19 protein-coding genes are annotated in these 22,320 nt (G+C 68.0%); 9 read left to right on the top strand and 10 right to left on the bottom strand.

What is annotated here, in order from left to right:
• Positions 1 to 80: 80 nt before the first annotated feature.
• Genes hsaA through hsaB form a run of 4 tightly spaced genes read left to right on the top strand, consistent with a single transcriptional unit; the run spans position 81 to position 3,724 of the window.
• Positions 81 to 1,259, top strand: coding sequence for a 3-hydroxy-9,10-secoandrosta-1,3,5(10)-triene-9,17-dione monooxygenase oxygenase subunit (gene hsaA, locus GIY23_RS13340; protein ID WP_154076958.1), 1,179 nt, complete (start codon positions 81 to 83; stop codon positions 1,257 to 1,259).
• 53 nt (positions 1,260 to 1,312) lie between these two features.
• On the top strand, positions 1,313 to 2,176 hold the full coding sequence (gene hsaD, locus GIY23_RS13335) for a 4,5:9,10-diseco-3-hydroxy-5,9,17-trioxoandrosta-1(10),2-diene-4-oate hydrolase (protein WP_228717272.1): 864 nt from the start codon (positions 1,313 to 1,315) through the stop codon (positions 2,174 to 2,176).
• A gap of 30 nt (positions 2,177 to 2,206) precedes the next feature.
• Positions 2,207 to 3,112, top strand: coding sequence for an iron-dependent extradiol dioxygenase HsaC (gene hsaC / locus GIY23_RS13330; protein ID WP_154076957.1), 906 nt, complete (start codon positions 2,207 to 2,209; stop codon positions 3,110 to 3,112).
• A 51-nt stretch (positions 3,113 to 3,163) separates the two neighbouring features.
• Complete coding sequence (hsaB, locus tag GIY23_RS13325) at positions 3,164 to 3,724, top strand: 3-hydroxy-9,10-secoandrosta-1,3,5(10)-triene-9,17-dione monooxygenase reductase subunit (RefSeq protein ID WP_154078823.1); 561 nt, start codon at positions 3,164 to 3,166, stop codon at positions 3,722 to 3,724.
• A 280-nt stretch (positions 3,725 to 4,004) separates the two neighbouring features.
• On the opposite strand, the gene GIY23_RS13320 is transcribed toward hsaB, so the two are convergent.
• Positions 4,005 to 5,594, bottom strand: coding sequence for a FadD3 family acyl-CoA ligase (locus GIY23_RS13320; protein ID WP_154076956.1), 1,590 nt, complete (start codon positions 5,592 to 5,594; stop codon positions 4,005 to 4,007).
• 13 nt (positions 5,595 to 5,607) lie between these two features.
• Positions 5,608 to 6,771 carry a steroid 3-ketoacyl-CoA thiolase gene (locus GIY23_RS13315; protein WP_154076955.1) on the bottom strand — a complete coding sequence of 388 codons (1,164 nt, stop codon included), beginning with the start codon at positions 6,769 to 6,771 and terminating at the stop codon, positions 5,608 to 5,610.
• Positions 6,772 to 7,042: 271 nt separating this feature from the next.
• Here GIY23_RS13315 and GIY23_RS13310 point away from each other — a divergent pair, with 271 nt between their 5' ends.
• Complete coding sequence (locus GIY23_RS13310; RefSeq protein WP_154076954.1) at positions 7,043 to 8,269, top strand: cytochrome P450; 1,227 nt, start codon at positions 7,043 to 7,045, stop codon at positions 8,267 to 8,269.
• Between the two features lie 520 nt (positions 8,270 to 8,789).
• On the opposite strand, the gene GIY23_RS13305 is transcribed toward GIY23_RS13310, so the two are convergent.
• Genes GIY23_RS13305 through GIY23_RS13285 form a run of 5 tightly spaced genes read right to left on the bottom strand, consistent with a single transcriptional unit; the run spans position 8,790 to position 13,369 of the window.
• Positions 8,790 to 9,236, bottom strand: a complete 447-nt coding sequence (locus GIY23_RS13305; RefSeq protein WP_228717271.1) for a nuclear transport factor 2 family protein — start codon at positions 9,234 to 9,236, stop codon at positions 8,790 to 8,792.
• Between the two features lie 28 nt (positions 9,237 to 9,264).
• Positions 9,265 to 10,134, bottom strand: a complete 870-nt coding sequence (locus GIY23_RS13300) for a TIGR03619 family F420-dependent LLM class oxidoreductase (RefSeq protein WP_154076953.1) — start codon at positions 10,132 to 10,134, stop codon at positions 9,265 to 9,267.
• Positions 10,131 to 11,303, bottom strand: a complete 1,173-nt coding sequence (locus GIY23_RS13295) for a thiolase domain-containing protein (protein ID WP_154076952.1) — start codon at positions 11,301 to 11,303, stop codon at positions 10,131 to 10,133. The genes GIY23_RS13300 and GIY23_RS13295 overlap by 4 nt, the downstream gene beginning before the upstream one ends.
• Positions 11,303 to 12,364 (bottom strand): thiolase domain-containing protein, encoded by a 1,062-nt coding sequence (locus GIY23_RS13290; protein ID WP_154076951.1) that lies wholly within the window; start codon positions 12,362 to 12,364, stop codon positions 11,303 to 11,305. Before GIY23_RS13290 ends, GIY23_RS13295 begins: the two co-directional genes overlap by 1 nt.
• 30 nt (positions 12,365 to 12,394) lie before the next feature.
• On the bottom strand, positions 12,395 to 13,369 hold the full coding sequence (locus GIY23_RS13285; RefSeq protein WP_154076950.1) for a Zn-ribbon domain-containing OB-fold protein: 975 nt from the start codon (positions 13,367 to 13,369) through the stop codon (positions 12,395 to 12,397).
• Between the two features lie 159 nt (positions 13,370 to 13,528).
• Between GIY23_RS13285 and GIY23_RS13280 the strand changes: the two genes are divergently transcribed.
• Positions 13,529 to 15,079 carry an acyl-CoA synthetase gene (locus GIY23_RS13280; RefSeq protein ID WP_154076949.1) on the top strand — a complete coding sequence of 517 codons (1,551 nt, stop codon included), beginning with the start codon at positions 13,529 to 13,531 and terminating at the stop codon, positions 15,077 to 15,079.
• Complete coding sequence (locus GIY23_RS13275) at positions 15,079 to 15,546, top strand: pyridoxamine 5'-phosphate oxidase family protein (protein ID WP_154076948.1); 468 nt, start codon at positions 15,079 to 15,081, stop codon at positions 15,544 to 15,546. The genes GIY23_RS13280 and GIY23_RS13275 overlap by 1 nt, the downstream gene beginning before the upstream one ends.
• A gap of 13 nt (positions 15,547 to 15,559) precedes the next feature.
• Here GIY23_RS13275 and GIY23_RS13270 read toward each other — a convergent pair whose 3' ends face one another.
• Positions 15,560 to 16,390 (bottom strand): crotonase/enoyl-CoA hydratase family protein, encoded by an 831-nt coding sequence (locus GIY23_RS13270; RefSeq protein ID WP_154076947.1) that lies wholly within the window; start codon positions 16,388 to 16,390, stop codon positions 15,560 to 15,562.
• A 66-nt stretch (positions 16,391 to 16,456) separates the two neighbouring features.
• Between GIY23_RS13270 and GIY23_RS13265 the strand changes: the two genes are divergently transcribed.
• Positions 16,457 to 18,100 (top strand): acyl-CoA synthetase, encoded by a 1,644-nt coding sequence (locus tag GIY23_RS13265; RefSeq protein WP_154076946.1) that lies wholly within the window; start codon positions 16,457 to 16,459, stop codon positions 18,098 to 18,100.
• 204 nt (positions 18,101 to 18,304) lie between these two features.
• Positions 18,305 to 19,408, top strand: coding sequence for an NAD(P)H-dependent flavin oxidoreductase (locus GIY23_RS13260; RefSeq protein ID WP_154076945.1), 1,104 nt, complete (start codon positions 18,305 to 18,307; stop codon positions 19,406 to 19,408).
• A 192-nt stretch (positions 19,409 to 19,600) separates the two neighbouring features.
• Here GIY23_RS13260 and GIY23_RS13255 read toward each other — a convergent pair whose 3' ends face one another.
• Together GIY23_RS13255 and GIY23_RS13250 are read right to left on the bottom strand one after the other, a co-directional pair.
• On the bottom strand, positions 19,601 to 21,202 hold the full coding sequence (locus GIY23_RS13255; RefSeq protein ID WP_154076944.1) for a long-chain-fatty-acid--CoA ligase: 1,602 nt from the start codon (positions 21,200 to 21,202) through the stop codon (positions 19,601 to 19,603).
• Positions 21,199 to 22,320: an acyl-CoA dehydrogenase family protein gene (locus GIY23_RS13250; protein ID WP_154076943.1), complete on the bottom strand. Its 1,122-nt coding sequence runs from the start codon at positions 22,318 to 22,320 to the stop codon at positions 21,199 to 21,201. Before GIY23_RS13250 ends, GIY23_RS13255 begins: the two co-directional genes overlap by 4 nt.

Here is a 22,320-nt window from a genome sequence, read left to right as displayed (position 1 = left end):
GCCTGCCGCGTCCGTGTACGGACCCGGGCGGCGGGTGATCGCGTAGTGGTACCCGCGCCGAGACAGAACGGGAGCATCGCATGACTCAGCAGGACACCGAGCAGGTCGTCGACGCGGTACGCCGGCTGTTGCCCGATCTGCGGGAGCGCGCGCAGAAGGCCGAGGACGCCAGGAGGGTGCCGGAGGAGAGCATCTCCGCACTCCAGGAAACGGGATTCTTCCGGCTGCTGCAGCCCGCCAGCTACGGCGGCTTCGAGGCCGACCCGGTCACGTTCTACAAAGCGGTCACCCTGATCGGTAGCGCGTGCGGGTCGACAGGGTGGGTCGCTTCCATCGTCGGCGTGCACGCCTGGCATCTGGCGCTGTTCGGCGACCAGGCTCAGCAGGAGGTGTGGGGCGAGGACCGGGACACGCTGATCTCGTCGTCGTACGCCCCGATGGGAAAGGCCCGCGTCGTCGACGGCGGCTACCGGCTGTCCGGGCGGTGGAGTTTCTCGTCCGGCTGCGACCACGCGACCTGGGTGTTCGTCGGCGGCCCCGCCCTCGACGACGAGGGGAACATGGTCGACTTCTGCACCTACCTGTTGCCGCTGGGTGATTACCGCATCGACGACGTGTGGGACACCGTCGGCCTGCGGGGCAGCGGCAGCAACGACATCGTCGTCGACGACGTGTTCGTTCCCGCGCACCGTGCGCTGAGCTTCATGGCGATGTCCAAGACGGACTGCCCCGGCCACGAGGTCAACACCGCGCCGCTGTACAAGATGCCGTGGGGCACCGTGCACCCTTCGACCATCACCGCACCGATCATCGGAATGGCCCAGGGCGCCTACGACGCGCACGTCGAGCACCAGGGAAAGCGGGTACGCGCCGCGTACGCGGGCGAGCAGTCCAAAGAGGACCCGTTCGCGAAGGTGCGGATCGCCGAGGCCGCCAGCGAGATCGACGCCGCGTGGTTGCAGCTCACCCGCAACCTCACCGAGGAACTGGAGCTGCTGGAGGCGGGCGAGGAGATCCCGATGTCGCTGCGGCTGCGCGCCCGCCGGGACCAGGTCCGGGGAACCGCGCGGTCGATCGAGGCGATCGACCGGCTCTTCGAGAACTCCGGTGGCCGTGCGCTGGCAACCGGGACCCCGATTCAGCGGTTCTGGCGTGACGCGCACGCCGGGCGGGTCCATGCCGCCAACGACCCCGAGCGTGCGTACACCATGTTCGGAACCGGCGAGTTCGGCCTGCCGGTCAAGGATTCGATGGTGTGACCGCATACAGCGGCCAGGACACAGTGTTCGGCACGAGAGGTGAAGGAGACATCGTGACAGCCACGTCCGCCGAGGTCGTCGAGGCCGGCCGCAGTGTCGAGCTGCCGTCCGGCCTGCACCTGCACGTTCACGAAGCCGGCCGGGAGCACGACACGACGGTCGTGATGTTGCACGGTGGCGGGCCCGGCGCGTCGGCGTGGAGCAACTTCCACCGCAACGTCGCGGTGTTCGCCGAACGGTTCCACGTGCTGGCGGTGGACCAGGTCGGCTTCGGCCGGTCGAGCAAACCCACCGAGCACGGACAGTACTTCACCCACAGCGCGTCGGCGTTGCGGGAATTGTTCGACGTGCTCGAGATCGACAAGGCACATCTGCTGGGGAATTCCCTCGGGGGCGGAACCGCGGTGCGGTTCGCACTGAACCATCCCGACCGGGCCGGGCGGCTGGTGCTCATGGGACCGGGCGGGCTGAGCCTCAACGTGTTCGCGCCGGACCCCACCGAAGGCGTCGGCAAGCTCATGACCTTCGGCATGGCACCGAGTCGGGACGCACTGGCCGACTTCTTGCGCACGATGGTGCATGACAAATCGCTGATCACCGACGAGCTGATCGACGAGCGGTTCGCCGCGGCCACCACGCCCGAATCACGGGCGGCGATGAAGGCGATGGGAGCGTCGTTCGCGCAGCCGGACACGTACGAGGAAGGGCTTTTGTGGCGGGAGGCGCACCGGCTCCGCCAGCGCGTCCTGCTGGTGTGGGGCCGGGAGGATCGGGTCAACCCGCTCGACGGAGCGCTGCTCGCGCTGAAACTGATCCCGCGTGCCCAGTTGCACGTGTTCGGCGGTTGCGGACATTGGGCGCAACTCGAGAAGTTCGACGAGTTCAACCGCATCACCCAGGACTTCCTGGTCGACTAGGCGGCGGCGCCGCGAGAAGGGACGGACGCGATGGGAATCCGCTCGCTGGGTTATCTGCGTATCGAGGCGACCGACATGGACGCCTGGCGCACCTACGGCCTCAAGGTGCTCGGCATGGTCGAGGGCAGTGGCCCGAATCCCGACGCCCTGTACTTGCGCATGGACGACTTCCCGGCACGACTGGTGATCGTGCCCGGTGAGAAGGACCGGCTCGCGCAATCCGGGTGGGAAGCGGCGAACGAGGAGGAGCTCGACGACGTCCGGCGCCGACTCGACGAAGCCGGTGTCCCGTACAAGGAGGGCACGGCCGACGAACTCGCCGACCGGCGCGTGAACGGACTCGTCAGCTTCGAGGACCCGTCCGGTAACACCCTCGAAGTCTTCCACGGGGCGGCGTTGCAGCACCGGCGCGTGGTCAGCCCGTACGGACATCGCTTCGTGACCGAGGAACAGGGACTCGGCCACGTCGTACTCTCCACCGACGACGATCAGGCCGCGTTGCGTTTCTACCGCGACGTGCTCGGGTTCCGGCTCCGCGACTCGATGCGCATGGCCCCCGAACTCCTCGGTCGTCCGGCGGACGGCGAGCCCGCATGGCTCCGGTTCTTCGGGTGCAACCCGAGGCACCACAGCCTCGCGTTCCTGCCGTTCCCCACCGACAGCGGCATCGTCCACCTGATGGTCGAGGTGGAGAACGTCGACGACGTCGGGCTCACGCTGGAACGAGCGCAACGTCGCAAGGTGCCGATGTCGGCGACGCTGGGGCGTCACGTCAACGACTTGATGCTGTCGTTCTACATGAAGACACCCGGCGGCTTCGACGTCGAGTTCGGGTGCGAGGGCCGACAGGTCGACGACGAGGACTGGGTCGCACGGGAGAGCACCGCGGTGAGCCTGTGGGGACACGACTTCAGCGTCGGAATGCGCGAGCAGTGAGTGCGGCCTCCGGCGACGGAAGGGAGTGACGAGGTGCAAGCAGAGTCCCCAGTGGTCACCGACTCGGTCGATCCCAGGGAGTTTCGCCAGGCACTCGGGCATTTCTGCACCGGCGTGACCGTCGTGACCGCCTCGAGCGACACCGGAGAGCCGGTCGGTTTCGCGTGCCAGTCCTTCGCTGCGTTGTCACTGGAACCGCCACTGGTGTTGTTCTGCCCCGGCAAGAACTCACGGACCTGGCCGATCATGGAACAGGCGGGACACTTCTGTGTCAACGTCCTCACCGAGGCGCAACGGGACGTGAGCACCGTGTTCGGCAAGGGCGGTGCCGACAAGTTCGCCTGTGTCGACTGGGCGGTCGCCCCGTCGGGTGCACCTGTGCTCGCCAACGTGCTCACCTGGATCGACTGCTCGGTCGAGACCGTGCACGACGCGGGCGACCACTACGTCGTCGTGGGACGGGTGCGCACCCTCGGCCCGCACCACGCCGAACGGCCTCTACTGTTCTACCGCGGTGCGTACACGGGGATCGAGCCGCAGCCGGTGTGGGAGCGGCCCACCGCGGAACTGAACGACTTCCTGACCTGGCCCTTGGATGACGACTGGGTGTGAGAACTCCTTCAGGAGGATTTGCTCGGGTGGGTCGGGTAGCGGAACCTCAGCGCCCTCCTCGCTGCGGGATCGGTTTCTCGAGTAGCCACCTACGCAACGAAATCGCTGTCCTCGCGAGGAGGGCGCTGAGAACCCGCCGGTGGTCCGGCTGCGTACGGGGTGACCGCTCAGCAGCTTCGCCGCTGACACGACACGACGACATCTCTGCTGCAAGGATTCCTAACCCATCGAAGCGAACGGCACTTTCGCCCACTCAGACGAGGCGAAAGTGCCGTTCACCTCACCGCAGGTCGCGTTTGAGGACCTTGCCGCTGGGGTTGCGGGGGAGTGTGTCCCGGAATTCGACGCTGCGGGGGACCTTGTAGTTCGCCAGGCGCTGCTTGCAGTACACGACGACGTCCTCGGCGGAGACGGCGTGGGCGGCGTCGGCCACCACGTAGGCTTTGCCGACTTCGCCGAGTCGGTCGTCGGGCACGCCGACCACGGCGCTGTCCGCGACGCCGTCGAGCCGGGCGAGGGTCTGCTCCACCTCGGCGGGATAGACGTTGAAACCGCCGCAGATGTACATGTCCTTGAGGCGGTCGGTGATCGTCAGATAGCCGCGGTCGTCGACGCTGCCGAGGTCGCCGGTGCGCAGCCATCCGTCCTGGCCGAACGCCTCTGCCGTTGCTTCCGCGTCGTCGAGATAGCCGCGCATCGAATGCGGCCCGCGTAGCTGGATCTCACCGACCTCACCGGCGCGCAACGAGGTTCCGTCCCGATCGACGATGCGCAAGTCGAATCCCGCTGCCGCACGGCCGCACGTGGTGGCTACCGTCGCCGGGTCGTCGCCGGGGCGGCACATGGTGGCGACGACGGCCTCGGTGAGGCCGTACGCGGTGAGTACCGTGGAGAAATTCAGCTCCTGTTGCATCCGCTCGACCAGCACCACGGGAACCGTCGCCGCGCCGGTGACCGCGAGCCGCAGGCTCGTGAGGTCGTGGGCTCGACGGTCGGGTGCGTCCAGAATGGACTGATACAGGGTGGGCGCACCGGGCAGGACGGTGATCCTTTCGCGCTGCACCAGGTCCAGCGCGTTCGCCACATCGAACACCGGCATCGGCACGATGGTCGCACCACGCAGCAGACACACGAGGATGCCCGCCTTGTAGCCGAAGCTGTGGAAGAACGGGTTCACCACCAGGTAGCGGTCCCGCTCGCTCACCTCTCCGCACGCGGCCCACGCGTCGGCCACCCCCAGGGCGGACGCGTGGGTGCTGACCGCGCCCTTGCTGAGTCCGGTGGTGCCCGAGGTGTAGAGAATGTCGCTCGTGTCGTCGGCGTGAACGGAGCCCGCCGCGGCGTCGACCGCATCCCAACCGACGGACGCCCCCGCTCCGTCGAGTTCGTGCCATTGCAGTGCCGCCGAGTCCGGAACGACCGAGTCCGTGCCTGCCGGAATCTGGACCACCGTGTGGATCTCGGGAGGAAGGGTGCCGTCGGACAGGGCCTCACGTAGTGCGGCGAGACGATCGACCCCGAGGAAGGGGCCGGCGACCACGAGCGCCCGCGCACCGCTGCGGCGGAGCACGTCAGCGGTCTCGAAGCCGGTGTAGCGGGTGTTCACGGGTACCAGGGTCGCTCCGGCGTAGAGGATCCCCAGCGCGGCCAGCACCCAGTGGTGCGAGTTCGGTGCGTTGACCGCGACCCGGTCACCGGCGCCGAGTCCGCGAGCGAGCAGCGCCCGCGCGAGCCGTCTGGCTTCGTGGCGCAACTGCGCGAAGGTCAGTCGCACCTCCGAAGGACCGGAGTGATCGACGAGTGCCTCGCGATCGGCGAAACGCTCCGCCGCGAGATCGAGAGCGCGCGGGATGGTCGGTGGCAGCGACATCGCGATCAGCCGTTCACAGTCGCTCGAGAACGGTGCCGGTGGACATCGCGCCGCCGGTGCACATCGCGACCAGCGCGGTCGAGGCGTCCTGTCGTTCCAGCTCGTGCAGCGCGCTGGTGAGCAGCCTGGCCCCGGTGCTGCCGACCGGGTGCCCGAGTGCGATGGCCCCGCCGTTGACGTTGACCCGCGTGAGGTCCGGCTCGTGTACCCGGGTCCAGGACAGCACGACGGAGGCGAACGCTTCGTTGACCTCGAAGACGTCGATGTCGCCGATCTTCATGCCGCTGCGTTCGAGCACGCGCGTGGTGGACTGCACCGGGCCGTCGAGGTGGTAGTACGGCTCCGCACCAACCAGCGCCTGCGCGACGATGCGCGCCCGCGGGCGCAGTCCGAGGGCGGCAGCCCGGTCCGAGTCCATGATGAGCAGTGCGGCAGCGCCGTCGGAGATCTGCGAGGACGTTCCGGCCGTGTGCAGGCCTCCGTCGAGAACGGGTTTCAATCCGGCCAGCGCGTCGAGAGTCGTGTCCCGCAGTCCTTGGTCGCGGGAGATGCGCTGGGTCGCGGCGGTCGGTGTTCCGTCCGCGTCGCGTGCCGGCGCCGAGACGTCGACGATCTCGCGGGCGAATCGTCCCTCGTCCCACGCGCGCCGCGCGTGCTGCTGCGAGCGCACTCCGAACTCGTCGATGTCGGACCGTGTGAGTCCGCGTCGGGCGGCGATGCGGTCGGCGGCCTCGTACTGGTTCGGCAGGTCGATGTCCCAGGAATCCGGGCGCGGCGAGCCGACGTCGACGCCCAGGTTGCTGCGCAGCGGGACCTGGGTCATCGCCTCGACGCCGCAGGCGATGCCGACGTCGATGGCTCCGGCGGCGACAAGCCCGGCGATCAGGTGTGTCGACTGCTGTGCGGAACCACACTGCGCGTCGACGGTGGTGCAGCCGGTGTGATGGGGCAGTCCGGCGTGCAGCCAGGACGTGCGGGTCACGTTGTTGGACTGAGCGCCTGCTTGGGTGACACATCCGCCGATCACCTGCTCGACCTGCGCGGGTTCGACGCCGCAGCGGTCGAGAACCCCGAGTTGTGCCGCGCCGAGAAGCTCGCTCGGGTGCAGGCCGGAGAGCCAGCCTCGTCGCTTGCCGATCGGCGTGCGCACCGCTTCGACGATGACCGGTGTGCCCACGGTGCCGCTCCTCTCGCCGCGTTCGCGTCCGATCAATGTAGAACACGTTCTTGTTTGGAACAAGGCTCCCTTGTCGTGGGCGCGTGAGGAAAATCGTGTGCGATTCGCCCGCATGGCAGCTAAAGTCGATCATCGAGAGACCGGTCCTCCGGCTCTCGGGGGATTTACGTGACGCAACGGCATGTGGTTCTCTTCACGTAGAACGCGTTTCACTGATGCCGCGTACCGGCGCCGTCGTGGGTGTCCGTACGCCAGCACGCAGGAGGTAGCCGTGGTCGCCCCGAGTCTCCCGGAAGGCTTCGACTTCACCGATCCCGATCTGTACGCCGAACGGCTCCCGATGGAAGAGTTCGCCGAGCTGCGACGTACCGCCCCGGTGTGGTGGAACCCGACGCCGTACCGCAAAGCCGGCTTCGACGACGAAGGCTACTGGGTGGTGACGCGGCACGCCGACGTCAAAGAGGTCTCGCGGCGCAGCGACGTCTTCTCGAGCTGGCAGAACACCGCGGTCAGCCGGTTCAACGAGGACATGACGCGCGAACAGGTCGAACTGCAGCGCTACATCCTGCTGAACATGGACGCACCCGATCACACCAAGGTGCGCGGCATCATCTCCCGAGGATTCACGCCCAAGGCGGTGAACAACCTGCGGCAGGCGCTCGACGCGCGCGCACGCAGGATCGTCGCCGACGCGGTCGAGAACGGAACCGGCGACTTCGTCAGCGACGTGGCGGTGGAGCTGCCGCTGCAGGCCATCGCGGAACTGCTGGGGATTCCGCAGGAACATCGCCAGGACGTCTTCAACTGGTCGAACCAGATGGTCGCCTACGACGACCCGGAGTACTCCGTCGACCCGACCACCGCGGCCACCGAAGTGCTCGGCTATTTCATGAACATGGCCGAGGAACGGCGCGGATGTCCGATGGACGACATCGTCACCAAGCTCGTTCAGGCCGACGTCGACGGGCAGGCGCTGTCGCCCGACGAGTTCGGCTTCTTCGTGATTCTCCTCGCGGTGGCGGGCAACGAGACGACCCGCAACGCCATCACGCACGGCATGCACGCGTTCCTGAACAACCCCGACCAGTGGGAGCTGTTCAAGGCCGAACGTCCCGAGACCGCCGCGGACGAGATCGTGCGGTGGGCGACTCCGGTGGTCTCCTTCCAACGGACGGCGACCGAAGACACCGAACTCAACGGCACGCCGATCAAGAAGGGCGAGCGGGTCGTGATGTTCTACAGCTCGGCGAACTTCGACGGCGAGGTCTTCGACGCGCCGGAGCGGTTCGACATCACGCGCAGCCCCAACCCGCACGTCGGGTTCGGAGGCACCGGCGCGCACTTCTGTGTCGGGGCGAACCTGGCACGGGTGGAGATCGACCTGATGTTCAACGCCATCGCCGACCACATGCCGGACATCAAGCAGGTCGGCGAGCCCCGCCGGTTGCGGTCCGGCTGGCTCAACGGCGTCAAGGAGTTTCCGGTCCGCTACCACTGAATCCCGCCACGAGGGTCTGTGAACTCCTGAGGTTCTGGTCGGTGGGTCGGGGTAGCGGAACCTCAGCGCCCTCCTCGCTGCGGGATCGCTTTCTCGAGTAGCCACCTACGCAGCGAAGTCGCTGTCCTCGCGAGGAGGGGGCTGAGAACCCGCCGGCGGTCGGGCTGCGTGGGTGGTGACCGCTCCGTGGTTGAGCCGCTGACACGAACGACGACAGTTCATGATGGGCGCGACCGGCTCGTGTGCGTCGGAGGAGGAAGCCACGCTCAGGGTCACTGAACCGAAGCCTGGAGCCACGCGTCCTCTGACAGGGCATTGGGGAACTGGCTTGTGTGCCCATAGGGCACGCCTCATACGTGCTCAGCCGCAGCAGGGTGAGGGGCTCCGGCGTTCGGAGTTCGTGTCTCGCAAGGCAGGGGTTCTCGCCGCGTACGGCCGCGTACTCAAGAGGACCCCAACGCCGCGAGGCGCGAACTGGGCGGCGGTACCGGACCACCTCCCCAAGTTCCCCAATGCCCTCTCAGACGCTGTCCGCGCTGCGCATTGTCGTCATGGCCCGGTCGAACTCCCAGAACGCACGCATCGACTTCAGCAGACCGTCGTCGCCGACGTGGTAGACGAACACCCCCTCGGCGTCCATGACGTGCCCGTCGGGCAGGAAGGACCGCACCAGGCCGACGTTGGCGACTTCCGCTCCCGCGGCGAAGGACTCGTGGATGTGGAACTCGAGCCGGGTGCTCTGGGCGATGGCCAGGTCCCAGAACGCGGCGAGTCCGTCGCGCCCGTGATGTCCCGTGCCGTCCGGGTCGAACACCGACGGACCGACGGGGTCTTCGACGACCGCGTCCGTGGTGAACAGGTCGAGCCATTCCTCCTTCGCGCCGCGTGTCACGGCGTCCATCGAGGCGAGCGCCGCCGACCGGGCAGGATGATGTGCCTCGGTCGCCGTCCAGAAAATCCCGTCCACAGTTCCTCCTGAGTCGGGCCGGTGCGGTTCAGGCCTTTCCGACGACTTCGTCGGCGAACCGCCGGATGCTGTCCTTTTTCACCGCGACGTCGGCGTCGAATCCGTGGCCGTCGAACAACCACGGCACGGTGATCGCGTCCGTGACGCCGATGTCGGCCTGCTGCCGGTAGCCGTCGAGACCGAACCGGTCGATGCACACCGCCTGGATCTCGAAATCCCGGTTGTCCGTGCCGAACTCGCCGCGCAGCCGGTGCAGCTCCGTGATCGTGGCACGCAGTTCCTCGAACGGCATCATCGCCGAGGCCCACCCGTCGCCGCGTCGGGCGGCACGGCGGAGCGCGGGTTCGCTGTGGCCGCCGATGTAGATCGGTACCGGTTCGGACGGCGCCGGACTCATCTGCAGCCGGTCGAAGTCGAAGAACTCGCCGTGGTGCTCGACCATGCCTCCGCCGAGGATCAGGCGCAACACGTCGATCGCCTCGTCGACGCGGGCGCCACGTCGGGCGAACGGTGCGCCGCACCACTCGAACTCCTCGGGAGTCCAGCCGAGTCCGATCCCCAGCCCGAACCGGTTCCCGGTGAGCACGGCGACCGACGCGAGTTGACGCGCGAGCAGGACGGGGTTGCGCGGGCCGAGTTTGAGAACCGAGGTGTAGAAGCGGATCCGCTCGGTCGCCGCCCCCATCGCCGCGGCCGCGACCAGCGGATCGGACCAGGGAGTGTCGGCGTCCCACATGCGGTTGCCGTCGGCGGTGTAGGGATAGTCGGCAGCCACCTTCTCGGAGTAGAACAGCGAATCCGGCAGGGCTACGGCGTCGAAGCCGCTTTCCTCGGCGGTGCGAGCGAGTTCGGTGATCTGACCGAGCGGTGACATGGCCACGGAAAGGGTGAACTTCACCGGGTGCCTCCAGGTTTGTCGGAACCGACCAGCCACATCGAGAAGTATTGGGACCCGCCGCCGTAGGCGTGTCCGAGCGCCGTGCGCGCACCGTCGACCTGGTGGTCGCCCGCGCGGCCGCTGACCTGCATCGCGGCTTCGGCGAAGCGCAGCATCCCGGACGCGCCGATCGGGTTGGAGGAGAGCACGCCGCCGGAGGGGTTGACGGGAAGTCGCCCGTCGAGTGCGGTGTCTCCCGCCTCGGTGACCTTCCACCCCGAATCGGGTTCGGCGAAGCCGAGATTCTCCAGCCACATCGGCTCGAACCAGGAGAACGGTACGTAGATCTCCGCGACGTCCACTTCGGACATCGGATCGGTGATGCCGGCTTGCGACCACAGTGCGCGGGCGGCGGCCTGGCCGGCCTGTGGGTTGACGTGGTCACGGCCGGAGAAGGTGGTGGGTTCGGTACGCATCGCCGTCGCATGAACCCACGCCGGCCGCCGGGCGGCTCGGTCGGCGGTTGCCTCGTCACCCAGTACGACGGCGCACGCACCGTCGGAGGAGGGGCACGTCTCGGCGAACCGGATCGGGTCCCACAGCATCTGTGTCTCCAGCACCGAGTCGACGGAGACGTCGTTCTCGCGAAGGTGTGCGTACGGGTTGAGGGCCCCGTTGCGGCGGTCCTTGGCCGCGACGACGGCGCCGATGTGGTCGGGGGCTCCGGACCGCCGGATGTAAGCGCGCACGTGCGGCGCGAAGTAGCCGCCTGCACCGGCTCCGACCGGCATCGTGAACGGTGGAGCGATGGACAGCGCCCACATGGCGTTGGACTCGGACTGCTTCTCGAACGCGACCGCCAGGACGCGACGATGCGCCCCACCCTGCACGAGACTGGCCGCCACGTTCGCCGTGGAACCCCCGACCGAACCGGCGGTGTGCACGCGCATCAGTGGTTTTCCGTTCGCACCGAGTGCGTCCGCCAGGTGGAGTTCGGGCATCATGACGCCTTCGAACAGGTCCGGTGCTTTGCCCAGTACGACCGCGTCGACGTCGGCGAAGTCGAGATCGGCGTCGGCGAGTGCCCGGTCGACCGCTTCGCGGCACAGTCCGGCGATCGAGACGTCGGTGCGTTTGCTGGCGTGGTGCGTCTGCCCGCTCCCGAGCACGGCGACGAGCTGCCCGGCCATCAGTTTCCGCCTTCCATCACGCACACGAGGTTCTGTTGCAGCGCCGGACCGCTGGTCGCGTGGCCGAGCACCTTCTCCGCCCGGCCGTCGAGCACGTGACGCGCGGCGTGCCCGATGCGGGACAGTCCGGCCGAAAACATCGGATTGCCGCACAGCGCGCCACCCGAGGGGCTGACCGAGACCGCGTCGCCGAGTCCGAGGGCTCGACGGAGCACGATGTCCTGATGGCTGAACGGCGCGTGCAGCTCGGCGACAGCGACGCCGTCCGTACCCGCCGCCTTACTGCAGTCCTGTGTGGACGAGGATCGAGTGAGGTCGCGGGCGGTGAGGGTGCCTGACTCCGTGCGGTGTGCCATCCCGGTGATCCAAGCGGGATCGCGCCGGAGTTCCCGCGCTCGATCCGCCGCGGCGAGCACCACCACCGAGGCACCGTCGGTGATCGGAGCGCAGTCGTACGCTCGAAGGGGATCCGCCAGCGTGGGTTCGGCGAGCAACGCGTCCGCATCCGTGGCGTGACCGCGCTGGGCGAGTGGATTCGTCGCGCCGTCGCGCAACGAGCGGGCGCTGACCTCGGCCATCTCTCGTTCGGTCCACATTCCTGTTTCCAGGCCGAGTCGTGCTTGCAGGGCCGCGATGGTGACCGAGTCCGGCCACAGCGGGGCTACCGAGTACGGATCGAGCTGCAGCGCCAGGGTCCGTCGTAGATCGCCCGCCGACGACTTGCCGAATCCGTACACGAGTGCGGTGTCGACCTCGCCGGTGCGCAGCTTCACCCATGCCTCGTACAACGCCCATGCCGCGTCCATCTCGACATGGGACTCGTTGATGGGCGGCACCGCCCCGATCGCGTCGATCGCCGCGATGAACGAGAACGCGCGGCCCGCCAGGTAGTCCGAGGACCCCGAGCACCAGAAACCGATGTCGTGCCGCGTCATCGACAGCTCGTCGAGGACCTGCTCGAACAGCGGCACGAGCATCTCCACGCCGTTGGTGGTGGCGTCGGCGGCCCGGAGGTTCGGAGCTTCGGCGAAGCCGACGACGGCGACATCGGGAACAGCCACGGCGGTCGTCCTCTCACGATGCGGTGGGGCTCAGAGGTGGTGTGCGTAGGTCTCGTCGGCGGCGTCCGGCTCACCGGTGGGTGCGAAATGGTCGATGTTCTCCATCGTCGTCGACCAGTCCTCGCGTGGTTTCCATACCGCGCGCACCCGCATGCCCATCCGCACGTGTGCGGCGTCGCAACCGAGTACGAGGTGCAGGAAGGCGATGTCGGCACCGTCGAGCAAGATGTAGGCGGCGACGTACGGAGGCGCGATCCGCTGGCCGAGGAACGGCACGTTGACGATGCAGAAGGTGGTGACGGTTCCGGTGTCGGGAAGTTCGACGGGCTCGGTGGTCGGCACACCGCACGTCGGACACGCGCCCCTGGGCGGAATGTAGACCTTGTCGCACTCCGTGCAGCGTTGGGCCAGTAGGCGGCCCTGCTCGAGCGCCCGCAGGTAGTCGCTTTCCTGCGCGGAGGCCGAATGCCGCAGGTGCAGGTGGATCGGTGTCACCACCGTGGTGACCGGTGCCGCGTCGCTCGCGGCGGCCGGAGCTTCCGGTTCGGACGCGGTAGCGGAGTCGGCGGGAACGAAGCACGCGATGTCGGTGATGCTGCCGCTGCGTTCGTCCGCCCACCGGATTCGCACGCGCATGCCGGTCCACATCGCCTCGGCCGAGCCGGTGTCGACGGCGTGCAGCAGGGGAGTGTCGGCTCCGTCGAGACGGATCATCGCCCACGCGAACGAACGGTCGAGGGGCTGACCCTCCGACGGACGGGATTGCCAGGTCCAGGTGACGACGGTGCCGAAGTCGGAGACTTCCACGAGTTCGTCGAGCGCGTCACCGGTGACCGGGTCGAACTCGACGACGGGGACGTGCACCCTGCGGTCGGTTCCGCGGATGCCGAGAACCCGGCCGTCACGCAAGGCCGTGGCGAAGGGGCCCAGCACCGGGCCGAGTGTGCGGGTGTAGTCGAATCCGACGTCGAACGGGGCGCTGAGCGGAGGCGATGTCCCAGTCACCCAGAGAGTGAAACATGTTCTCGAACAGGGGGGCAAGGCGTGCTCGCTCGAGCACGGTATGCCAGACCCAAGAGCCGAACTCCGGGCCGTGGGGTTGTTGAGCCAGTGCAACGAGTTCTAGTTTGAGAGGGTCCTCGATCTCGGAGACGGGAGAACGCCGTGAGCACCGTGGGTTTGTGGAACATCGCCGGCGAGGAGCCCGACCGCGTCGCCGCCGTGGCTCCGGACGGCACGCAACTCAGCTACGCCGAACTCGCCGCGCGAGCGGACAGCTACGGCCGCGGTTGGCAGGCCGAGGGGCTGGAACCGGGCGACGCGATCGTGCTCATGCTGCCCAACGGCACGGATCTGCTCGCCGCGTACTTCGCCGCGATCGAGACCGGTCTGTACGTGGTCACGGCCAACTGGCATCTCGTCGGTCCCGAGCTCGCACACATCATCGAGGACAGTGGGGCGAAGGTGTTCGTCGCACACGAGCGGTTCGCCGACACCGCGACGGACGCCGCCGCCCGCAGCGGGCTGTCCTCCAAGGCGCGGTTCGCGGTGGGCGAGATCCCGGGTTTTCAGGACCTGCAGCGGCTGGGCGCTGCCGAACCCGCCGACCGCCCCGACGTGCGGACCACTGGTTCGCCGATGCTCTACACCTCGGGAACCACCGGCCGGCCCAAAGGAGTTCGCCGCCCGCTGAGCGGAGAGGACCCCGACGACGTCCCGGCAGCGTCCGGGCACTTTTTCGGCCTGTTCGGGCTGAAGCCGCACGACGGGCACGTGCACCTGTGCGGTTCACCGATGTATCACACCGCGGTGTTGAACTTCGTCGCGATTTCCGTCCAATTGGGACATACGGCGGTGTTGATGGACCGGTGGGAACCGGAGGAGATGCTCGAGCTCATCGAGCGACACAGCGTCACCCATACCCACATGGTGCCCACCCAGTTCCGTCGTCTGCTCGACCTGCCTGCCGATGTCCGGGAACGGTACGACGTGTCCTCGTTGCGTGCCGCTGTCCACGGCGCGGCACCGTGTCCACCCGAGGTGAAGCGCGCCATGCTCGGCTGGTGGGGGCCGGTCGTGACCGAGTACTACGCGGCCACCGAAGGCGGCGGCACCGTGATCGGTGCCGAGGACTGGGTGAGAAAACCGGGGTCGGTGGGTCTGCCGTGGCCGGGATCGGTGGTCAAGGTGCTCGGCGAGGACGGTTCGGAACTGCCCGGTGGTGAGGTTGGCACCGTGTACATGCGGATGGGGCGGTCGACGTTCGAGTATCACCAGGACAAGGCGAAGACCGAGCGAGCGCGTGTCGGGAACCTGTTCACCCTCGGCGACGTCGGGTACCTCGACGACGACGGGTACCTGTATCTCTGCGACCGCAAGAACGACATGATCATCTCGGGTGGGGTGAACGTGTACCCCGCCGAGATCGAGAACGTTCTGGTCGTGCACCCCGAGGTCGCGGACGTGGCGGTGTTCGGCATCCCGCACGCGGACCGCGGTGAGCAGATCAAGGCCGTCGTGCAGCCGCGCGTGGGGGCCTGCGCCGACGACGCGCTCGTCTCCGACATACTCGCCTTCGCCGCCGAACGGCTCGCGAAGTTCAAGCTGCCGCGCAGTGTCGACTTCGTCGACGAGCTCCCGCGCGACCCGAACGGCAAGCTGTACAAGCGCACACTCCGTGATCCGTACTGGTCCGACAGGGAGAACGCCATCTGATGTCCCGGAACCGCCGCGACCTGATCGCGATGAGCCCTGCGGAGATCGACGGATTCCTCGCCGCGCAACACACGCTCGTGGTGGCCACGCACGGCGCGCGCGGGCATCCGCACGTGGCGCCGATGTGGTTCGCCTGGGTCGACGGTGCCCTGGTGTTCTGGACCTACTCCTCGGCCCAGAAGGTGGTGAACCTGCGGCGGGACGCCCGGATGAGTTGCCTGGTCGAGGACGGCGAGGCCTACGAGGAGCTGCGTGCGGTGCACATGGAAGGGCACGGCCGGATCGTCTCGGAACCGGACGAGGTTCAGCGGGTCGGTGTGGCGATCGCGGAGCGCTACGCGGGGACCGCGCTGGACGAGGACGCACGTGAGGTCGTCCGCGCGTCCGGCAGGAAACGAGTGGCCGTGGCGTTCGAGCCCGCGCGCCTCATCAGCTGGGATCACCGCAAACTCGGAGGCCGGTACTGACCGAGTTCGGGGCTCACCGTCCCTCGAAGTCGGGCTTGCGCTTCTCGGCGAACGCGCGCGGCCCCTCCTTGGCGTCGCGGCTGGTGAACACCTCCATGCCCAACCGGGTGTCCACCTGGAAGGCCTCGTTCTCGGGCAGACCTTCGGTCTCGCGGATGGTCCGCAACAGGGCGCGCACCGCGAGTGGGCCGTTGGCGGCGATGAGCTCTGCGAGCTCCAGCGCCTTGTCGAGAGCCTGACCGTCCGGCACGACGTGGCCGACGAGTCCGATCTCCTTGGCTTCGGCTGCGCCGACGTGTCGTCCCGTGAGCAGGAGTTCGGCGGCCAGTGTGTACGGGATTTGCCGAGGCAGGCGGACGGCTGAGCCCCCGAGCGGGAACAGGCCCCAGCGCGCCTCGGAGACACCGAAGCGCGCGCTTTCTCCGGCGACGCGCAGGTCGGTTGCCTGCAGAATCTCGGTGCCACCCGCCACGGCAGGCCCCTCGACCGCGGCGATCAGCGGCTTGGTGAGCCGTCTGCCTTTGAGTAGCGGTTCGATCACCGAGAGATCGCGACCTGCCGAAGTATCACCCGGGTGTGCCGAGTTCATCGCCTTGAGGTCGGCGCCCGCGCAGAAGGCGCCTCCCGCGCCGGTGAGCACGCATGCGCGGATCTCGTCGTTGTGGTCGACCTCGTCCCACGCCTGTTTCATGATCGCCATCATCGGCCCGGAGAGTGCGTTGCGCGCTTCCGGTCGATTGAGCGTCACCACGAGGACGTGGCCTCGTTGCTCGACCAGGCAGTGTGGCGGGTCGGCGGTGTCGTTCCCGGTCGGTGCGCCCGAGGGGTGCGGGGTCGCTGTCACGGACGGCCTCCGGAATTCGACGATCGGACCATTGCCCAAAACAATAACACGTTCTAGTTTGTCGGTGTGGCATACAACATCGCAGATCTCTTCGAGCACGCCGTCGACACGACACCGGACCGCGTCGCCGTTGTCTGCGGCGAGCGTCGCCTCACCTTCGCCGAACTCGACGAGCGCGCCAACCGGTTGGCGCACTATTTCATCGAGTGCGGGATCGGCCCCGGTGCCCACATCGGTGTGTACTCCCGCAACTCCGTCGAATCGCTCGAGACGATGCTCGCGGCCTACAAGATCCGGGCCGTCTCGGTGAACATCAACTACCGGTACCAGCCCGGCGAACTCCGCTACATCTTCGACGACGCCGACCTGGTGGCCCTGGTTCACGAGCGCCGCTACAGCGATCGGGTCTCCGAGGCGGTCCGCGACCTGACGGGCCTGCGGCACGTTCTCGTGGTGGACGACGGAACCGAGGCCGACGCGACCGGATACGGAGGCGTCGACTACGAGTCCGCGCTCTCCGGCCGCTCGACCGGACGCGACTTTTCCGAGCGCAGCGCCGACGATCTCTACCTGCTGTACACCGGAGGGACGACCGGCCAGCCCAAAGGCGTGATGTGGCGGCACGAGGACATCTGGCGGACCCTCGGCGGCGGCATCGACTTCATGACCGGCGAGCCGATGGCCGACGAGTGGCAACAGTCGCGCACCGGAGCCGAGAACGGTGGACTCGTGCGGTTGCCCGCGGCTCCGTTCATCCACGGCGCCGCGCAATGGGCCGCCCTGGGCAACCTGTTCGCGTGCAGCGCGGTCGTGTTCGTGCCGGAGTTCGATCCGCACGAGATCTGGCGCGCCGTCGAGCGGGAGAAGGTCAACGTGCTGTTCATCGTGGGCGACGCGATGGCACGGCCGCTCATCGAGGCCTTCCACGAACACCCTTACGACGTCTCCTCCGTGTTGGCGATCTCCAGTAGCGCCGCTCTGTTCTCGCCGTCGGTCAAGGAGCAGTACCTGGACGCGATTCCGAACGCGGTGATCACCGATTCGATCGGGTCGTCTGAAACGGGTTTCAGTGGGATCAGTGTGGTGACCAAGGACGAGGAGTTCACCGGCGGACCGCGCGTCAAGGCCGATTCGCAGACGTGTGTCATCGACGACGAGTGCCGCAAGCTGGAGCCGGGCACCGGCGAGGTCGGATGGATCGCCCGCCGGGGGCACGTGCCGCTGGGCTACTACAAGGACGACGAGAAATCCCGGAAGGTCTTCGTGCGGGTCGATGGCGTCCCGCACGTCGTGCCGGGTGATCACGCGCGAGTGGAGGCGGACGGGACCGTCACGATGCTCGGCCGCGGGGTGATGTGCGTGAACACCGGCGGGGAGAAGGTGTTCCCCGAGGAGGTCGAGGGGGCACTGAAGTCCCACCCCGACGTCTTCGACGTGCTGGTGTTCGGCGTTCCCGACGAGCGGATGGGCGAGCGGGTCGCAGCGGTGGTGCAGGCACGTCCGGGCGCGGAGCCGTCACTCGAGGAACTCAACGCGCATGTGCGCGAGCAGGTGGCCGGGTACAAGGTCGCGCGCACGGTGTGGCTCGTCGACGAGGTTCGACGGTCCCCGAGTGGGAAACCGGACTACCAGTGGGCGCGCAGGTACGCCGAACGGACGGAGCCGTCGCACACCGAGGGGGCGGCCGCGCCGGCCGCCGACGTGAACTGAGTGGGCATTGTGGAACTCGGGGAGGTGGTCCGGGACCGCCGCACCACTTCGCGCCTCACCGCGTTGGGGTCCTCTTGAGTACCGAGAACCCCTGCGTTGCGAGGCACGAACAGTATCCCCTCACCGTGGCTCGGCTGGTCACGCATGAGGCGTGCCCTACGGGCACACAAGCCCAATTCCCGAATGCCTTCTGAGAGGACCAGGATGCGTACCGCACTGTGCGAGACGTTCGGCATCGAGCACCCGATCGTCGGGTTCACCCCGTCCGAGCACGTGGCCGCGGCGATCAGCCGCGCGGGCGGGCTGGGAGTACTGGGGTGTGTCCGGTTCAACGACGCCGACGAGCTCGACACGGTGTTGGACTGGATGGACGCCAACACCGACGGCAAACCGTACGGGGTGGACGTGGTGATGCCGATGAAGGTGCCGCAGGAAGGCACCAGCGTCGATCTGGGAGAACTCGTCCCGCCCGAACATCGTCGGTTCGTCGACCGCACCCTCTCCGAGCTCGGAGTGCCGGAACTGCCGTCGGAGCAGCAGCAGTCCGACGCCGTGCTGGGCTGGTTGCACTCGGTCGCGCGGGCACACGTCGACGTCGCGTTGAAACATCCGGTCAAGCTCATCGCCAATGCGCTGGGCTCGCCGCCGAAGGACGTGATCGACGAGGCGCACGACGCCGGCGTCCTGGTGGCCGCGCTCGCGGGCAAAGGCGACCACGCGGTGTCGCATGTGGACAAAGGCGTCGACATCGTGGTCGCACAGGGGCACGAAGCCGGGGGCCATACCGGAGAGATCGCCTCGATGGTGCTGGTTCCCGAGGTCGTCGACGCCGTGGGCGATCGGGTCCCCGTGCTCGCCGCGGGCGGGATCGGCTCCGGCAGGCAGGTCGCCGCCGCGCTGGCGCTGGGTGCCTCGGGCGCCTGGATGGGCTCGTACTGGTTGACGACCTCGGAGTACGCCATGACAGCCGGTGACACGGCGATGCAGCGAGCTTTGGTGTCGGCGGGGTCGGCGGACACGGTCCGGTCGCGGATCTACACCGGCAAGCCGGCTCGGCTGCTGAAGACCAAGTGGACCGAAGCGTGGGAAAGCCCGGAGGCGCCGGAGCCGCTTCCGATGCCGTTGCAGAACATTCTCGTCAGCGAGGCACACCAGCGGATCATGCGGTCGGACGACCCCGAGGTCGTGTCCATGCCCGTCGGTCAGATCGTGGGCCGGATGAACGCGGTGCGCTCGGTGCAGGACGTCATGTCCGAACTCGTCCGGGACACCGAGAAGACGGTGGCACGCCTGGGAGAGCTGAGCTGAGCGTGCCGGAATCGTCCGGCGCTCAGAGGGCATTGGGGAACTGGCTTTTGTGCCCGTCTCGTGATCAGCCCCGGCAGGTTAGACGCTCCGGTGTTCGGAGTTCGTGCCTCGCAAGGCAGGGGTTCTCGCCGCGTACGTGTGGTACTCAAGAGGACCCCAACGCCACGAGGCACGAACTTCCCCAATGCGCGCTCAGGTTTCCCGAGCGAACACTTCGTACGGACGGCGCCGATCCGGTCGCCACCAGACCGGATCGGCGCAGTCGTGCGCCTCGGCGGCGAGCTGCCGGGTGAGTACCTTGAACGTCGCCGTCCGGGGGAGGTCCTCGGCGAGCCGCACGTAACTCGGGTGCTGTTTGGGTCCGAGATCGTCCTGCGCGCCGAGGAAGTCCGCGAACCGCGTCATGTCCAGACCGTTCGGGCCGGCCACGACGGCCGCCATGACCTGGTCGCCGACGTGGGGGTCGGGGACCGCGTACACCGCCACTTGCGCGATGTCGGGATGGCGCGACAAGATCCGTTCGATCTCGGCGGTGCCGAGGTTCTCACCGTCGACGCGCAGCCACCCGCCCGCGCGGCCGACGAAGTAGCAGAATCCGTGCTCGTCGACGTAGGCGAGGTCACCGCTCCAGTACATGCCGTCCCGGAGACGGTCCGCGTCCGCGTCCGGATCGCGGTAGTAGCCGGTGAAGAACCCGGGGCCCGCAGTGTTCACCAGTTCTCCGGTGGCTTCCTGAAGGTTCGTCACCGTGCCGTCGTTAGCATACCGGGCGCGAGGGCACGGTTCGCCCGTGTCCGGGTCGAGGACTGCGACCCCGTCCGTCAGCTGCCCCAACGCATCCTGCGGTGTATCCGGGGTCCGACTGATGGCGAGCCCACCTTCGGTCGAGCCGAACGCGTCCACCACGTGACACCCGAATCGGTCGGCGAAACGGTCGAGGTCGCGCCGGGCACCTTCGTTGCCGTACATCAGGCGGAGTGGGTTGTCGGCGTCGTCGGCCTGCTCGGGGGTGGACAGGACGTACGACAGGGGTCTGCCGACGTAGTTGGCGTAGGTGGCGCCGAACCGCCGGACGTCGGGGAGGAACCCGGACGCGGAGAACGAGCGACGAAGGGCCAGTGTCGCCCCGGATGCCGCCGCGACGCTCCATCCCGTGATGAGGGCATTGGAGTGGAACAACGGCATCGCTTCGTAGACGACGTCGTCGTGACCGAGCCCGAACCGTTCCGCGAGCATCCTTCCCGGGAACGCGAACTTCGCGTGGGTGCAGCGGGCCGCCTTCGGCGCACCGCCGGTACCGGAGGTGAAGACCAGCATCAGCACGTCGTCCGGCTTGGCGGGCACCGGTGCCAGCGGGCTGTCCGCGTGTGCTTCGAGGAGCGCGGCCCACTCCGGACTGTCGATGTCGTGCACGGTGGCGCCCCCGAGGTCCAGTCCGTCCACCAACGGCGCGTACTTGTTCTCGGTGACGACCACGCTGCAATCGGCCGTCCGGACGTCACGCGCGAGCGCCTCGCCACGGCGGTACGGGTTGAGTCCGACGAGGACGAATCCGCCGAACGCCGCTGCGGCGACGAGGAAGGAGAATTCCGGAACATTGTCGAGCAGCACGCCGACGTGGGGCCGCTCCTTCTTGTCGAGCAGCGTGTGTGCCAAAGCAGCCCGATCCGCACCGGCCTGCACGTGCTCGCGCCAGGACCATGCTTGGTCCTCGAAGAGCAGCCCCGCACGGTCTGCCTCCGTGTGCGCGAGCAACAGGTCGGTGACGGTCGGAATCTCGGCCTGATAGGTCATCGCGGGTCCTCCGGTGCTCGTGCGAGAAGGGATCCGAGGTGCAGTGCTTGCTGGGTCGCCCCGCCGAGCGCGAACTCCGCCCGTTTCGCCGCGACGAAGTATCGGTGCAGCACGTGGTCGACGTCGATGCCGATCCCGCCGTGAACGTGCACCGCGGTATGGGCGACGCGGTGTCCCGCCTCGCCGGCCCAGAACTTCGCGGTGGCGGTCTCGGCGGCGCACGGCAGACCTTCGGAGGCCAGCCACGCCGCTTGCCACAGCGTCAAGCGGACGGCCTCGACGTCGATGTAGGCGTCGGCGAGGCGTTGGGAGACGGCTTGGAAGCTCCCGATCGGCCGATCGAACTGCACGCGCTCGGTGGCGTACTCGGCCGTGAGTTCCAACGCCCGTTCCAGTACACCGAGCTGCTCGGCGCACACACCCACCGTCGCGCGGGTTCGCAGCCACCGGAGCACGTCCGGCTCGCCGTCGAGTCGGCGGTCGTCGTCGAGGCGAACGCCGTCGAGGTCGAGCCATGCCTCGCTGCTGCCGTCGACGACTTCCTGGCGTTCGACGTGCACGCCACCGTCCGACGGACCGAGGAGAAAGACAGCAGGACCGTCCGTGGTCTGCGCGGGAACGAGGAATCCGTCAGCGAAGCCCCCGACCGGAACCGACGTCTTCGTTCCGTCGAGAATCCATGCGCCGTCGTCCTGCCGTGCCCGCGTCGCGAGCGGAGCGTCGTGTGGCTGGTGCGGCTCGGTGAGGGCCGCGGTCACGATCTTCTCTCCCGACAGCACAGGGGTGAGCCATGTCTTCTGTTGTCGCTCGTCGCCGAACTCGGCCAGCGTTGAGGCGCAGGTCGTGATCGTGCTCGTGTACGGCACCGGCGCCACGGCGTGTCCGAGTTCGATCAGCACGCTGCACTGTTCGAGCAGGCCGAACCCGTCGCCACCCGCTCGCTGCGGGAGTGCGGCGGCGAGTACGCCGGCGTCGGCGAGGGCGGACCACAACCGCGCATCGTGCCGATCCGGGCCCGTCTCGACATGGGTGAGCCGCTCGTGTGTGGCGTGGTCGCCGACGATGCGCCGCGTCAAGCCCGCGAGGTCCTGCTGGGCGTCGGTGAGCGAGAAGTCCAC

The sequence above is a fragment of the Allosaccharopolyspora coralli genome (genome assembly GCF_009664835.1).
Classification (GTDB): domain Bacteria; phylum Actinomycetota; class Actinomycetes; order Mycobacteriales; family Pseudonocardiaceae; genus Allosaccharopolyspora; species Allosaccharopolyspora coralli.
The sequence above is the reverse complement of the archived record's forward strand: the minus strand, read 5'-3'. Positions and strand labels throughout refer to the sequence as shown.

Bases quoted from the DNA above. Each gene is read 5' to 3' on its own strand.
- hsaA (WP_154076958.1), top strand. From the start codon at position 81: ATGACTCAGCAGGACACCGAGCAGGTCGTCGACGCGGTACGCCGGCTG.
- GIY23_RS13255 (WP_154076944.1), bottom strand. From the start codon at position 21,202: ATGACCTATCAGGCCGAGATTCCGACCGTCACCGACCTGTTGCTCGCG.
- GIY23_RS13295 (WP_154076952.1), bottom strand. From the start codon at position 11,303: ATGGCCGGGCAGCTCGTCGCCGTGCTCGGGAGCGGGCAGACGCACCAC.
- GIY23_RS13275 (WP_154076948.1), top strand. From the start codon at position 15,079: ATGTCCCGGAACCGCCGCGACCTGATCGCGATGAGCCCTGCGGAGATC.
- hsaC (WP_154076957.1), top strand. From the start codon at position 2,207: ATGGGAATCCGCTCGCTGGGTTATCTGCGTATCGAGGCGACCGACATG.
- GIY23_RS13260 (WP_154076945.1), top strand. From the start codon at position 18,305: ATGCGTACCGCACTGTGCGAGACGTTCGGCATCGAGCACCCGATCGTC.
- GIY23_RS13320 (WP_154076956.1), bottom strand. From the start codon at position 5,594: ATGTCGCTGCCACCGACCATCCCGCGCGCTCTCGATCTCGCGGCGGAG.